Origin of the sequence: Pseudonocardia sp. ICBG1034, assembly GCF_020131375.1 — a bacterium.
Lineage (GTDB): Bacteria > Actinomycetota > Actinomycetes > Mycobacteriales > Pseudonocardiaceae > Pseudonocardia > Pseudonocardia alni.
The window spans coordinates 88,001-101,600 of the sequence record NZ_JAHLEK010000017.1 but is presented as its reverse complement, the minus strand read 5'-3'; the positions used below and the strand labels follow the sequence as shown (position 1 = coordinate 101,600).

The following is a 13,600-nucleotide window of genomic DNA, read 5'->3' as shown; positions in this document are numbered from 1 at the left end:
GTGGGTGTCCACCCACCCCGGGGCCGCGGTCAGAGCGAGGCGATCAGGCGGTCCACCCGCTCGTCGACGGCGCGGAACGGGTCCTTGCACAGCACGGTGCGCTGGGCCTGGTCGTTCAGCTTCAGGTGCACCCAGTCGACGGTGAAGTCCCGTCCGGCCGCCTGTGCGGCGGCGATGAAGTCCCCGCGCAGCTTGGCCCGGGTCGACTGCGGCGGGGTGTCCTTGGCCGCCTCGATCTCGCCGTCGTCGGTGACCCGGTCGACCAGCGCCTTGCGCTGCAGCATGTCGAACAGGCCGCGACCGCGGCGGACGTCGTGGTAGGCCAGGTCCAGCTGGGCGACGCGGGCGCTGGACAGCTCCAGGTCGTGCTTGGCCCGGTAGCGCTCCACCAGCCGGTGCTTGATCGCCCAGTCGATCTCCCGGTCGATCATCGACAGGTCCTGGGACTCGACGGCGTCGAGGGTGCGGCCCCAGAGCTCGACCACGCGCGCCATCGCCGGGTCCGGGTGCCCGGTCGCCTCCAGGTACTCCACGGCGCGGGCGTGGTACTCGCGCTGGATGTCCAGCGCGGAGGCCTCCCGGCCGCCGGCCATCCGCACCGGGCGGCGCCCGGTGAGGTCGTGGCTGATCTCGCGGATCGCGCGGATCGGGTTGTCCAGGGTGAAGTCCCGGAACTGGACGCCGGCCTCGATCATCTCCAGCACCAGGGTGGCCGATCCGACCTTGAGCAGGGTCGTCACCTCGGACATGTTCGAGTCGCCGACGATCACGTGCAGCCGCCGGTAGCGCTCGGCGTCGGCGTGCGGCTCGTCGCGGGTGTTGATGATCGGCCGGGACCGGGTCGTCGCCGAGGAGACGCCCTCCCAGATGTGCTCGGCCCGCTGGGACAGGCAGTACACGGCGCCGCGCGGGGTCTGCAGGACCTTCCCGGCCCCGCAGATGAGCTGGCGGGTGACCAGGAACGGCAGGAGCACGTCGGCGATCCGGGAGAACTCGCCCTGCCGCGCGACGAGGTAGTTCTCGTGGCAGCCGTAGGAGTTCCCCGCGGAGTCGGTGTTGTTCTTGAACAGGTAGATGTCCCCGCCGATGCCCTCGTCGACCAGGCGTCGCTCGGCGTCGACGAGGAGGTCCTCGAGGATCCGTTCACCGGCCTTGTCGTGCGACACGAGCTGGGTCAGCGAGTCGCACTCCGCCGTGGCGTACTCGGGGTGCGACCCGACGTCGAGGTAGAGACGGGCACCGTTGCGGAGGAAGACGTTGGAGGACCGGCCCCACGACACCACCCGGCGGAAGAGGTAGCGCGCCACCTCGTCCGGGGACAGTCGGCGCTGCCCGTGGAAGGTGCACGTGACACCGAACTCCGTCTCGACCCCGAAGATCCGACGCTGCATGCCGTTCAGGGTAGGCGCCCGACCCCCTCTACTGTCACGACTGTGAGTGGATGGTTCGAACGCGTCGCCCGCAGGTCCCGTCGTCTGGACCGCGGGGTGGACTCGGTCTCCCGGGCCGACCGGGCGGTGACCGAGTTCATCGCGAGCCGTCCACCGAGCCGGGTGGACACCTCGCTGCGCCGGCTCACCCGCACCGCCGACCACAGCGTGCTGTGGTTCACCATCGCGGCGCTGATGGCGGTGCGCCGCGGCGCCGGGCGCAAGGCGGCGATGCGCGGGATCGCCTCCATCGCGCTGACCAGCCTCACCGCGAACGCGCTGCTCAAGCCGTTGCTGCCGCGCCGGCGGCCGGCCGCGGCGGAGCTGCCCGTCTACCGGACGGTGGCCGACCCGCCGTCGTCGTCGTCGTTCCCGTCGGGGCACGCCGCCTCGGCCGCGGCGTTCGCGACCGCGGTGGTGATGGAGAACCGCCGGGCCGCACCGGTCGTGGTGCCGCTGGCGGCGCTGGTGGGCTGGTCGAGGGTGCACGTGGGCGTGCACTGGACCTCCGACGTGCTCGTCGGGGCAGCGATCGGCACCGGCGTGGCGAAGCTGACGAACCGCTGGTGGCCGGTGCGTCCCAGCGACGAGGCCCGCGCCCGCCCGATCGACACCGTCCCGGTCCTGCCGCAGGGCGAGGGCCTGGTCATCGTCTCGAACCCGTTCTCCGGGCCGCCCGACCAGGACGTGTCCGAGGAGGTCCGCGAGCGGCTGCCCGCCGCGCACCACCTCGTCGTCGGTGACGGGGTGAAGGTCGAGGACATGCTGACCGACGCCCTGGACCGGCTCGGCTCCTGGGTGCAGGCGGTCGGCGTCGCGGGCGGGGACGGCACCGTCGCCACCGCCGCCGCGGTCGCGGACCGGCACGGTCTGCCGCTGGTCGTGGTGCCCGGCGGGACCCTGAACCACTTCGCCCGCGACGTCGGTGTCTACGACACCCAGGAGGCCGTCGACGCCACCCAGGCCGGCGAGGCCGTCGCGGTCGACCTGGCACTGGTCGAGGCCCATCCGGGCCGCCTGGACGACCCCGAGGACGTCTCGGTCACCCGCACCCGCTACTTCATCAACACCGCCTCGATCGGCTCCTACCCGGAGCTCGTGCGGCTGCGCGAGCAGTGGCAGCCGCGCTACGGCAAGTGGCCGGCGTTCGCCGCGGCACTGATCACGGTGCTGCAGCGCTCGGAGAAGATCTCGGTCCGGATCGGGGACCGCTGGTACAAGGTCTGGTTCCTGTTCGTGGGCAACGGCCCGTACCACCCGCGCGGCGCGGTGCCCGCCTGGCGTCCGACGCTGGACTCGGGCCTGCTCGACGTCCGCTGGCTGCGCGCCGACGTGCGGTTCTCCCGGCTGCGGGTCGTCCTCGCGCTGATCCTGGGGGCACTGGGGCACAGCCGGGTCTACCACCAGCGGGAGGTGCCCAGCCTCGACGTCGAGCTGCTGGAGCCGAGCATGCTGGCCACCGACGGCGAGGTCGTCGAGGAGGCCGGGCGCTACACCTTCCGGGTCGCCGAGAAGCCGATCCCGGTCTACCGCCGCGACGAGGACCGCTGGACCGGGCGGGACCGCCCGTTCCAGGGATGAGCGGCGTGCCGACGGACACCCTGCCGACGGACACCGTGCTGCTGCGGTCGGTGCGGCCGCTGCGGCCCGGCTGCGACGGCCTGGGCGACCCCGTCGACGTGCTCGTGGCCGGGGGCCGGGTGCGCGCCGTGGGCGCCGGGCTCGACCCGGGCGGCGCCGAGGTCGTCGCGTGCGACGGGCGGGCGCTGCTCCCCGGGCTGTGGGACCACCACGTGCACATGGCCCAGTGGGCGCTGGCCCGCCGCAGGCTCGACGTGTCCGGTGCCCGCTCGGCCGCCGGCGCCGCGGCACTCGTCGCGGCCCGGATGGCGACCGCACCGCCCGCCGCCGGTGAGGTGCTGGTCGGGTTCGGGTTCCGCGACGCGCTGTGGCCCGACGAGGCGCACCGTTCGCTGCTCGACGCGGTCACCGGTGACACCCCGGTCGTGCTGGTGTCCGGGGACCTGCACCAGGGGTGGCTCAACGGCGCCGCGCTGGCCCGCTTCGGGCACGGCGGGCACCCGACCGGCCGGATCCGGGAGTCGGAGTTCTTCGCCGTCGTCTCCCCGGCGCTCCAGGACGCACCGACCGAGGCCCTCGACGGGTTCGTCGCCGACGCCGTCGCCGCGGCCTCGGCGCGCGGGGTGGTCGGCGTCGTCGACTTCGAGGCTCCGTGGTCGCTGCCGGACTGGCGGCGCCGGATCGCCGGCGGCACGACCGGGCTGCGGGTCGAGGCGTCGGTGTGGCCCGACCGCCTCGACGACGCCCTGGCCTCCGGGCTGCGCAGCGGCGACGTCGTCGAGGGCACCGGGGGCCTGCTGACCGCGGGCCCGCTGAAGGTGATCACCGACGGGTCGCTCAACACCCGCACCGCCTACTGCTACGACCCCTACCCCGCGCCGGCGGAGAACCCCCTGGAGCACCCGTGCGGGCTGCTGCTCGTCCCGCCGGCACAGCTGCGGCCGCTGCTGGCCCGGGCGCACGCGGCCGGCCTCACCGCGGCCCTGCACGCCATCGGCGACCACGCCAACACCCTGGTCCTCGACGCGTTCGCCGAGACCGGCGCCCGTGGGCGGGTCGAGCACGCCCAGCTGCTCACCGCCGACGACGTGCCCCGCTTCGCCGGGCTCGGCCTGGTCGCGAGCGTGCAGCCCGAGCACGCCCTCGACGACCGCGACGTCGCCGACCGGCTCTGGGCGGGCCGCACCGGCCGGGCGTTCGCGTTCGCGACGCTGCACCGTGCCGGAGCCCGCCTCGCGCTCGGCTCCGACGCCCCGGTGGCGCCGCTGGACCCGTGGATCGCGCTCGCCGCGGCCGTGCACCGCACCGCCGACGACCGGGACCGCTGGCACCCCGAGCAGGAGATCGACCGCGCGACCGCGCTCGGTGCGTCGTTCGGGGTGGTCGACGGCTCGGCCGCCGCGGTCGCCGTGGGCGCGCCCGCCGACCTCGTACTGACCGACGCCGACCCGACCACCTGCGACCCGGCGACGCTGCGGGCCATGCCGGTCGCGGCGACGCTCGTCGGCGGCCGGTTCACCCACCGCGCCGGTGTCTGACCCGGGGGCGCACGAGCGGGTTCGGCTCCCGGGCGGGCCGCTGGACCTGCTGCGTCCCGCCGACCCGGACGCCGTCGCGTTCGACCCGGTCGCCGTCGACGAGGGCGTGGAGGAGCTGCACCCGCCGCACTGGGCGCGGCTGTGGCCGTCCGGGCGGGCGCTGGCGGCGGCGCTGGACGACGCCGGTCCCGACCTGCTGGCCGGACGCTCGGTGCTGGAGCTGGGCTGCGAGCTGGGTCTGCCGTCGCTGGTGGCCGCCCGGGCCGGGGCGCACCCGGTGCTCGCGACCGACCGCTCGCCCGCCGCACCGGGCTGGGTGGCGGCGACCGCGCGCCGCGCGGGGCTGCGGGTCGCGACGGCGGTCGCCGCGTTCGACGGCTCCGGCGACGCCCTGACCGGCCGCGGCTGGGACCTGGTCCTGGCCGCCGACGTGCTCTACGGTGCGGCCGCCGCGGACGCGCTCACCGCGCTGCTGCCGCAGGTGACCGGCCCGGACGGGCAGGTGTGGCTGGCCGACCCGGGGCGGCCCGAGGCGCCCCGCTGGCTCGACGCGGCCCGGGAGACCTGGACGGTCACATCCCGCAGGCTGCCGGGCGGGGTGGACCTGCACGTCCTGCGCCGTCCCTGACCGTCCGGCCGGGGGCGGCCAAGGTGCGGATGCCGTCGCACCGACCGGCTGCGATCATGGCGGTGCACCGCGCAACGTCCACCGGAAGGGGTTCCGCCATCCTCCGCCTGCCTCGGGCCGCCGCCTTCGCCGGCCTGGCCGTGACGTTCGCCGTGGTCATGCTCGGGGCGACGATGCCGACCCCGATGTACGCGCTCTACCAGCGCGAGCTCGGGTTCTCCCCCACCGTCCAGACCGTGGTCTTCGCGCTCTACGCGGTCGGTGTGCTCGCCGCGCTGCTGGTCACCGGCCGGTGGTCGGACCAGCTGGGGCGGCGACCGGTGCTGCTGGCCGGTGTGGCGCTGTCGCTGGCGTCGAGCCTGGTGTTCCTGGTCGCGGGTCCGGTGTGGGTGCTGCTGGTGGGGCGGCTGCTGTCCGGGTTCTCCGCCGGGATCTTCGCGGGGGCGGCGACCGCCGCGGTCATCGAGGCCGCACCGGAGTCGTGGCGCGAACGCGGGGCCGCGGTCGCGACCGTCGCGAACATCGGCGGGCTCGGGCTGGGCGCCGCGCTCGCCGGGGTGGCCGTGGAGTACCTGCCCGCGCCGCTGCACCTGTCCTTCGCGGTGCACGCGGTCGCCGTCGCGCTGTGCGGGCTCCTCGTGCTGGGCGCCCCGGAGACGGTGACCGACCGGCCCGCGCACCCGGCCCTGCGGCCGCAGGTCCCCGAGGTGCCGCCCGCGGTGCGCGCCGTGTTCGTGCCGGCGGCGACGGCCGGGTTCGCCGGGTTCGCGGTGCTGGGCCTGTTCACCGCGCTGTCCCCGCGCATCGTGTCGGACCTGATCGGGATCCCGAACCATGCCGTCGCCGGGGCGATGTCGCTGCTGCTGCTGGGCGCCTCGGTGCTCGCACAGCTCGCGGTCCGCACCGCGCCCACCGAGCGGATCCTCGCCCTGGGCTGTGTGCTGCTGGCGGCCGGTCTCGCGCTCGTCGCACTGTCGGTGGCGCAGGGGTCGATGGCCGAGCTGGTGGCCGGCGCGGTGGTCGCCGGGGTTGGTCAGGGAATGACGTTCTCCAAGGGCCTGGCCGCGGTGAACGCGCGGGTGGAGGCCCACCAGCGGGCGGGGACGACGTCGTCGTACTTCGTGGTGGTCTACGTGGCGATCTCGCTGCCGGTCGTCGGGCTGGGGGCGTCGAGCCAGGCGTGGGGGCTGCGGACCGCGGGGATCGCGTTCTGCGTCGCGGCCGCGGTGCTCGCGCTGCTGGCGCTGGCGGCGCTGCTGGTCATCCGGCGGCGCGACGCGCGCGCGTCCGTGTGAGCCTCACCGGTAGCCGGTCGTGTCGGCGGGCAGTCCCGCGTCCTGGACCTCGGTGACGTAGCGCCAGGCGTCGGGCCGGGACCCGTCGACGTCGTCGACCCCGTAGACCCGCCCGAGCTCGCCCGATGAGGTGGAGCGGCCGTTCCAGCGGTGCCGGTCGGGGTCGGCGGCCAGCGCGGCGATCCCGCGGCCGACGAACCGCGGGCTCTCCGAGATCGCGAAGTGCGGCTCGGTCACGCACGCGTCGCGCCAGGTGTCGGCGGTGACCCCGAACTGCTCCAGCATGATCTCCGAGCGCAGCCAGCCCGGGGTGACCGCGACCGCGGTCCCGCCGTGCCCGCGCAGCTCGTGCGCCCAGGACCGGGCCAGCCGGATGGGCGCGATCTTGGCCAGGTCGTAGAAGACGTTGAGCCGGTAGTGCTCGGCGTTGTAGGCGTCGGTGCCGTCGGTGACCTCGACGACGAGGCCGCCGGGCGTGCGGGAGAGCAGCCCCAGGGCGTGGTGGGCGGTGACGAGGTGGGTCTCGACCGCCAGGCGCAGCGTACGGAGCCCGTTGTCCAGGTCGTGCTCCCAGACCGGGACGTCCCACTCGACCATCATCTCGCCGCCCCAGATGTCGTTGACCAGCACGTCGAGCCGGCCGTGGTCGCGCTCGACCCGCGCCACCAGCGCCGCGACGGCGTCGGGGTCGAGGTGGTCGGTGGGCACGGCGATGCCGGTGCCGCCCGCGGCGGTGACGAGGTCGGCGGTGTCCTCGATCGTCTCCGGCCGGTCGTACTCCGACCGGGCCGCGCGGGTACTGCGGCCGGTGCAGTACACGACCGCGCCGGCCGCGCCCAGCTCGACCGCGATCCCCCGCCCGGCGCCGCGCGTCGCGCCCGCCACCAGCGCCACCCTGTCCCTCAGGTCCGTCACACCGGGCAGCCTGCCAGGGACCGAGTTGTTTGTAAACGAGCATTCGGTTATGTTCGTCGGAGCCGACCCGAGCCGACGAGGGGACCGACCACCGGCATGTTCGAGACGACCACCGAGCTCACCGACCTCCAGCGACTGCTGGACGCCTCCGTCTCCGGAGCCGGGGACCACCTGCGCAGCATCGTCACCCCCGGGGAACGGACGCTGACCGCCGCGCAGCTCGTCCGGGTCGCCACCGGCATCTGCACCCTGGCGCTGGCCACCACCACGCGGCGCGGACAGCCCCGGGTCAGTGGTGTGGACGGACACTTCCTGCACGGCGCGTGGGTCGTCGGCACCGACCCCGGCGCCGTGAAGGCACGTCACCTCGCGGACCGCCCCGCGGTGAGCGCCGCCCACCTGCGCGGCGACGACCTCGGGATCTTCACGCACGGGACCGCGCACCCGCTCAACCCGGCCGGCGCGCCCGCGCACCCCCGGTGGCCCGCGGCCCTCGACCACCTGCAGCGCTGCTACGGACCGGAGGGGTTCGTCTGGGACGAGGTCGTCTTCTACCGGATCGAGCCGACCTGGATGGTCGCCTACAGCCCCGACCCGGCCGGCCTCGCCGGGTCCGCGGCGCCGACGGCGCCGCCCGCCTGAGAGGGTGAGCCGTGCCCCGTCGCAAGCAGGTCCCCGACGCGGACGTCCTCGACGCCGCCCTCGACGTGCTGCACGCCCGCGGGCCGCAGGCGCTCACCTTCGCCGCGCTGGCCGGGGCGAGCGGTCTGGCCCCGGCCACGCTCGTGCAGCGCTTCGGCGGCAAGTCCGACCTGCTGCGCCGGACCCTGCTGCACGCGTGGGACCGGCTCGACCGCGAGACCGCCGGGAGCGGCGCCGAGGCGGAGCGCACGCCGGAGGGCGCCGTCGCGTTCCTGGTCGGGCTGTCGGGGCAGTACGGCGGGATCGACAGCTACGCCGACGCACTGCTGGTCCTGCGCGAGGACCTCCTCGACCCCGACGTCCGGCGGCGGGGCGCCGCCTGGCGGCAGGCGCTCACCGACGTCCTCGACGCGTGCCTGGCCGGCACCCCGGGCGCCCCGGACGGCGCCGGCGCGCTGCTGGCGACCCACTGGCAGGGCACCCTGCTGTGGTGGAGCTTCGACCCCCGGCTGCCGGTGGCCGAGCACGTGGAGCGCGAGCTGACCCGGTTCGTGGCCGCGGTGCTCACGCCTCCGGCAGGTTCTGCACGTGCCGGAACCCGAACCGGCCCTTGATGCACAGGTGCCCGTGAGTGACCGAGTGGTCCGCCGGGCTGGTGACGTTGACGATCTCGCCCCGCTGCACGTGCAGCTCCAGGTTGCAGCCGACCCCGCAGAACGAGCAGATCGTCGTCGTGACGGTCTCCTCGTCGGGGTGCCAGTCGCCGGCCTCGCGGCGGTCGTGCTCGGCGACGGACTTCAGCGCCCCGGTCGGGCAGACCCCGATGCAGTTGCCGCAGTAGACGCAGGCCGAGCCGGGCAGCTCGACGTCGTGCTCGGTGGCGATGCGGGCGTCGAACCCGCGTCCCGCGGCGGCGATCGCGAACGTGAACTGGGCGTCGGTCCCGCAGGCGTTGACGCACTTGTAGCACATGATGCACCGCGAGTAGTCCCGCACGTAGAGCTCGTTGTCGATCTTCACGGGCTGGGCGACGGTGGCCCGGGTCGCGCCGTCGGGGGCCGGGTGGTGACCGGCGTGGCGGCGGTCGCGCTCCCCCGCCGCGGCCGGCGGGGCGGGTGGGCCGTAGCGGTCGGGGTCGACGCCGTAGTCGGTCATCCAGCGCGCCACGTCGGCGCTCGCCTGGGTCATGTCCACCGAGGACGCCAGCAGTTCGAGGACCATCCGGCGGCTGTGCCGGACCTTGTCGGTGTCGGTCCGCACCTCCATGCCGTCCTCGCAGCGCCGCGCGCAGGAGGGCACCAGCGCGCGGGAGCCCTCGACCTCGACCACGCAGACCCGGCAGGCGTTCACCGGGTCCATGTTCGGCGCCCAGCACAGGGTGGGGGTGTCGGCCTGGGCGGGCGAGCCCTCGCGGTGCAGGGCGTCGAGGATCGTCGCGTCCTCCGGGACCCGGACCTCGGTGCCGTCCAGGGAGACGGTGACGGTGCGCCGGATCGCGCCGAGCATCACCGGGCCGCCGGCGAGCCGTTCGGCCGGTCCGGGACCGGAGCCCGCCGGGTCGGCGACGGTCACGCCGACCGCGCCGGCCCCGTTCGTGCGGTGCAGGGCGGCGACGCCCTCCCCCGCGCCGGGCCCGTCGCCGGGGGTGCCGTCGCCGGACGAGGCGTCCGCCTCGGGCGCGCCGTCGACCTCCCCGGCCCGGGGCGCGCGCGAGCCGCCGCCCGGCCCCATCGGGCCCTTCCCGCCGGTCCTGGTCATCGACGCCCCCCGTGTCCGTTCGACGAGTGCGACGGCGCCGCGATCAGCCCCAGGTCGAGTGCCGAGGCGACGGCCGACGGCGCGGTCTGCCCGAGCCCGCAGATCGACGCGTCGCGCATGACCCGGGCGAGGTCGTCGAGCAGGGCCAGCTCGGTCTCCCGGGACCCGAGCGGGGCACCGCGTTCCAGCCGGGCCAGTGCCTCCTCCTGGCGCACCGTCCCGACCCGGCAGGGCACGCACTGCCCGCAGGACTCGTCGCGGAAGAAGGCCGCGATCCGGCGGAGGGTGGCGGTGAGGTCGGCACGGTCGTCGAGCACGAGCACGACGCCGGACCCGAGGGTGGCGCCGATGTCGCGGGCCCCCTCCAGGGTGAGGGGCACGTCGAGGTCCTGCGGGAGGACGAACCCGCCCGCGGCGCCGCCCAGCAGCACGGTGCGCAGCGTGCCGCGGGTGCCCCCGGCGAGGTCGAGCAGCTCGCGCAGGGTGGTGCCGAAGTCGACCTCGTACACCCCGGGGGCACCGACGGCACCGGACACGCAGAACAGCTTCGACCCGGTGGACCGGCCCCCGCCGACCGCGGCGAACGCCCCGCCGCCGATGTTCAGCACCTCCAGCACGTTGTAGAGGGTCTCGACGTTGTTGATCGCGGTCGGCTTCCCGAACAGCCCGGAGGTCGCCGGGAACGGCGGCTTGTTCCGCGGCTCGCCCCGGTAGCCCTCGATCGACTCCAGCAGCGCGGTCTCCTCACCGCAGATGTAGGCGCCCGCCCCGCGGCGCAGGTCGATGTCGAAGGCGAAGCCCTCCCCCATCACGTCGTCGCCGAGGTGGCCGCGCGCCCGGGCCGCGGCGATCGCGTCCTGCAGCCGGCGGGTGGCCAGCGGGTACTCGCCGCGGATGTAGAGGTGCCCGACGGTGGCGCCGGTGACGTAGCCGGCGATGGTCATGGCCTCGACCAGGCCGAACGGGTCGCCCTCCATGAGCACCCGGTCCTTGAAGGTGCCCGGCTCGGACTCGTCGGCGTTGCAGACGAGGTGGTGCGGGCGCTCCGGGGACTGCGCCACACCCTCCCACTTGACGCCGGTGGGGAACGCGGCGCCGCCGCGCCCGGTGAGCGAGGCGTCCTTGAGCTCGGCGATCACCCGGGAGGCGCCGAGGCGGACCGCGCGGCGCAGGGCCGCGTAGCCGCCGCGGGCGCGGTAGTCGTCGAGCGAGGTGGGGTCGACGACGCCGACCCGGCGCAGCAGCCGCAGGTGCTCCCCGGTCCGGGTCTGCGGGGCCGAGACGGTGGTGTCGGCGAAGGCCCGGTCGGCCTCGGCCGCCTGCTCCCCGGCCGGGTCGGCGGGCGCGTGCGCCGCGGTGAGGACGGCCTGCGGGGTCGCGGGGGCCTGTGACAGGTCGGGCTCGCCCGCGCGCTGGTGCAGCACCGCGGGCGCCCGCTCGCACAGTCCCAGGCAGGGGCTGCGCACCACGCAGGCGCGCCCGCCGTCGAGGTCGCGCTCCAGTGCCGCGACGATCTCCTCGCCGCCGGACGGGCCGCACGCCACGTCGTCGCAGACGTGCACCACCCGCGGCGCGCGCGGCTCCACCGAGAACATCGCGTAGAACGTGGCGACGCCGTACACCTCGGCCGGCGGGACCTGCAGCGTCCGCGCGACGTGGTTCAGCGACCCCTCCGACAGCCAGCCCGCCGCGTCGTGCACCGCGTGCAGCAGCGGCAGCAGCAGGTGGCGCCGCGAGCGGGCGGCGTGCCCGGCGTGCGCCGACCGGGTCGGCCGGTCCCCGGCGGTGGCGTCCGCGGCGGTGGGGGCGAGCAGTGCGAACGCGGCGTCGATCGTGTCCCGTTCGGCCGCGGTCGGTGCGGCGGTGGAGATGTGGAGATCCATTCACAGCCTCTCGATCCGCACCGCGGTCGCCTTGAACTCCGAGGTGCCCGACTTGGGGTCCCAGGCGTCGTTGGTGAGCGCGTTGACGTCGACCTGCTCGGTGAAGTGCGGGGTGAACGACGCCAGCCCCGGCCGCAGCGACGGGTCGACCCACACCGGCGCCTCGACACTGCCGCGACGGCTGGTGACCCGCACCCGGTCGCCGTCGGTGACGCCGAGCGCGGCGGCGTCGGCCGCGTCGATGCGCAGCGACTCGCGGCGGCGCAGCGGCGAGGCGTAGCCGCCGGTCTGCACCCCGGAGTTGTAGGCGTCGAGCAACCGCACCGTGGTGAGCCGGATCGGGTACTCCTCGGTGAGCTCGTCGGCCGGCGGGACGTGTTCGACCGGGGTGAACGGCGCCGGCGCGCCGCGCTCGTCCGGGTCGTCGGACCACAGCCGGGTGTGCATCAGCGGGGTGCCCGGGTGGTCCTCGGCGGGGCAGGGCCACTGGATGCCGCCGAGCGCGTCGAGGCGGTCGTAGCTCATGCCGTGGTGCCAGTTCAGCGACACCGAGCGCAACTCGTCCCACACCTGCTCGGCGGTCGGCTCGCCCCAGTCGTGCCCGAGCCGCTGCGCGACGCCGCAGATGATGTGGGTGTCGGGGCGGGCCAGGCCCGGCGGGTCGAGGGCCTTGCGGACCCGCTGGACGCGGCGCTCGGAGTTGGTGACGGTGCCCTCGTACTCGCACCAGTCCGCGGCGGCGGGCAGCACGACGTCGGCGAGCTCGGCCGTGGCGGTGCGGAAGATGTCCTGGACGACGAGGTGGTCGAGGGAGGACAGCAGGTGCCGGGCGTGGGTCGCGTCGGCCTCGGACTCGGCCGGGTTCTCCCCGATGCAGTACAGCGCGCTCATCTGCCCGGCCTCCATCGCCTCGAACATCTGCGACAGGTGCCGACCGGGACGGTCGGGGAACTCGACGCCGCCGTAGACGGCGTGGAAACGGGCGTGGGCCTCGGCGTCGCCGACGTCGTAGCCGCCGGGCAGCTTGGCCGGGATGGCGCCCATGTCGCCGCCGCCCTGCACGTTGTTCTGCCCGCGCAGCGGCACCAGCCCGGAGCCGTAGCGGCCGACGTGCCCGGTCAGCAGCGCGAGGTTGATCAGGGCGAAGACGTAGTCGGCGGCGTTGTGGTGCTCGGTGATGCCCAGGGTCCAGCAGATCTGGGCGCGGTCGGCGCGGCCGTAGGCGTGCGCCAGCTCCCGGATCGACGACGCCGGGACCCCGGTGATCTCCTCGGCGCGCTCCAGCGTGTACGGCTCCACCGCGGCCCGGTAGTCCTCGAAGCCGGTGGTGGAGCGCTCGACGAACGCGTGGTTCACCAGCCCGGCGTGGATGATCTCGCGGCCGACCGCGTTGGCCAGCGCGATGTCGGTGCCCACGTCGAGCCCGAGCCAGGAGTCCGCCCAGTGCGCGGTGGAGGTGTGGCGCGGGTCGACCGAGAACATCCGGGCGCCCTTGCGGATCCCCTGCAGCACGTGGTGGAAGAAGATCGGGTGCGTCTCGCGGGCGTTACTGCCCCACAGGACGAGGAGGTCGGCGTTCTCCGCCTCGACGTAGGCGGAGGTGCCGCCGCCGGCACCGAACACTGCCGTCAGACCGACGACGCTGGGAGCGTGTCAAGTGCGGTTGCAGCTGTCGACGTTGTTGCTGCCCATCACCGCCCGGGCGAACTTCTGGGCGACGTAGTTCATCTCGTTGGTCGCCTTGGAGCAGCTGAACATGCCGAAGCGGTCCCCCGGGACGGCGGCGAACCCGGCCGCGGCGCGGTCCAGGGCCTCGTCCCAGGACGCCGGGCGCAGCACCCCGTTCTCGCGGACCAGCGGCTCGGTGAGGCGGACGTGGCGGGGCCGGAAGCCCCGGCGCGATCCCTGCGGGCGGGTGGCGGTCATCGTC

11 protein-coding genes are annotated in these 13,600 nt (G+C 75.1%); 6 read left to right on the top strand and 5 right to left on the bottom strand.

Annotated elements, in window-relative coordinates:
* Nucleotides 1–29: 29 nt before the first annotated feature.
* The gene (gene pafA, locus KPF22_RS15390) at nt 30–1,391 is read right to left on the bottom strand and encodes a Pup--protein ligase (RefSeq protein ID WP_224402481.1); all 1,362 of its coding nucleotides are present in this window, start codon (nt 1,389–1,391) and stop codon (nt 30–32) included.
* A gap of 42 nt (nt 1,392–1,433) precedes the next feature.
* Here pafA and KPF22_RS15385 point away from each other — a divergent pair, with 42 nt between their 5' ends.
* From KPF22_RS15385 to KPF22_RS15370, 4 genes are read left to right on the top strand one after another with little or no spacing between them, the layout of a single operon-like run.
* Nucleotides 1,434–3,011: a phosphatase PAP2 family protein gene (locus KPF22_RS15385; protein WP_224402480.1), complete on the top strand. Its 1,578-nt coding sequence runs from the start codon at nt 1,434–1,436 to the stop codon at nt 3,009–3,011.
* 5 nt (nt 3,012–3,016) lie between these two features.
* Complete coding sequence (locus tag KPF22_RS15380) at nt 3,017–4,549, top strand: amidohydrolase (RefSeq protein WP_224402479.1); 1,533 nt, start codon at nt 3,017–3,019, stop codon at nt 4,547–4,549.
* Nucleotides 4,542–5,177, top strand: a complete 636-nt coding sequence (locus KPF22_RS15375) for a methyltransferase (RefSeq protein ID WP_224402478.1) — start codon at nt 4,542–4,544, stop codon at nt 5,175–5,177. The genes KPF22_RS15380 and KPF22_RS15375 overlap by 8 nt, the downstream gene beginning before the upstream one ends.
* A gap of 29 nt (nt 5,178–5,206) precedes the next feature.
* A complete protein-coding gene (locus KPF22_RS15370) occupies nt 5,207–6,472 on the top strand; it encodes an MFS transporter (RefSeq protein WP_224402477.1) in 1,266 nt (421 codons plus the stop codon).
* A 3-nt stretch (nt 6,473–6,475) separates the two neighbouring features.
* Here the strand turns inward: KPF22_RS15370 and KPF22_RS15365 are convergent, their stop codons facing one another.
* Nucleotides 6,476–7,378, bottom strand: a complete 903-nt coding sequence (locus KPF22_RS15365) for an SDR family oxidoreductase (protein WP_224402949.1) — start codon at nt 7,376–7,378, stop codon at nt 6,476–6,478.
* Between the two features lie 105 nt (nt 7,379–7,483).
* Here KPF22_RS15365 and KPF22_RS15360 point away from each other — a divergent pair, with 105 nt between their 5' ends.
* Both KPF22_RS15360 and KPF22_RS15355 read left to right on the top strand, forming a co-directional pair.
* Nucleotides 7,484–8,029 carry a pyridoxamine 5'-phosphate oxidase family protein gene (locus KPF22_RS15360; RefSeq protein ID WP_224402476.1) on the top strand — a complete coding sequence of 182 codons (546 nt, stop codon included), beginning with the start codon at nt 7,484–7,486 and terminating at the stop codon, nt 8,027–8,029.
* Between the two features lie 11 nt (nt 8,030–8,040).
* Nucleotides 8,041–8,643, top strand: a complete 603-nt coding sequence (locus KPF22_RS15355) for a TetR family transcriptional regulator (protein ID WP_062395095.1) — start codon at nt 8,041–8,043, stop codon at nt 8,641–8,643.
* Here KPF22_RS15355 and KPF22_RS15350 read toward each other — a convergent pair.
* Genes KPF22_RS15350 through KPF22_RS15340 form a run of 3 tightly spaced genes read right to left on the bottom strand, consistent with a single transcriptional unit; the run spans nt 8,594 to nt 13,596 of the window.
* A complete protein-coding gene (locus tag KPF22_RS15350) occupies nt 8,594–9,787 on the bottom strand; it encodes a 2Fe-2S iron-sulfur cluster-binding protein (RefSeq protein WP_224402475.1) in 1,194 nt (397 codons plus the stop codon). The genes KPF22_RS15355 and KPF22_RS15350 overlap by 50 nt on opposite strands.
* Nucleotides 9,784–11,670 carry an NAD(P)H-dependent oxidoreductase subunit E gene (locus KPF22_RS15345; RefSeq protein ID WP_208823735.1) on the bottom strand — a complete coding sequence of 629 codons (1,887 nt, stop codon included), beginning with the start codon at nt 11,668–11,670 and terminating at the stop codon, nt 9,784–9,786. Before KPF22_RS15345 ends, KPF22_RS15350 begins: the two co-directional genes overlap by 4 nt.
* A complete protein-coding gene (locus KPF22_RS15340; RefSeq protein ID WP_224402474.1) occupies nt 11,671–13,596 on the bottom strand; it encodes a molybdopterin oxidoreductase family protein in 1,926 nt (641 codons plus the stop codon).
* Between the last annotated feature and the right edge of the window lie 4 nt (nt 13,597–13,600).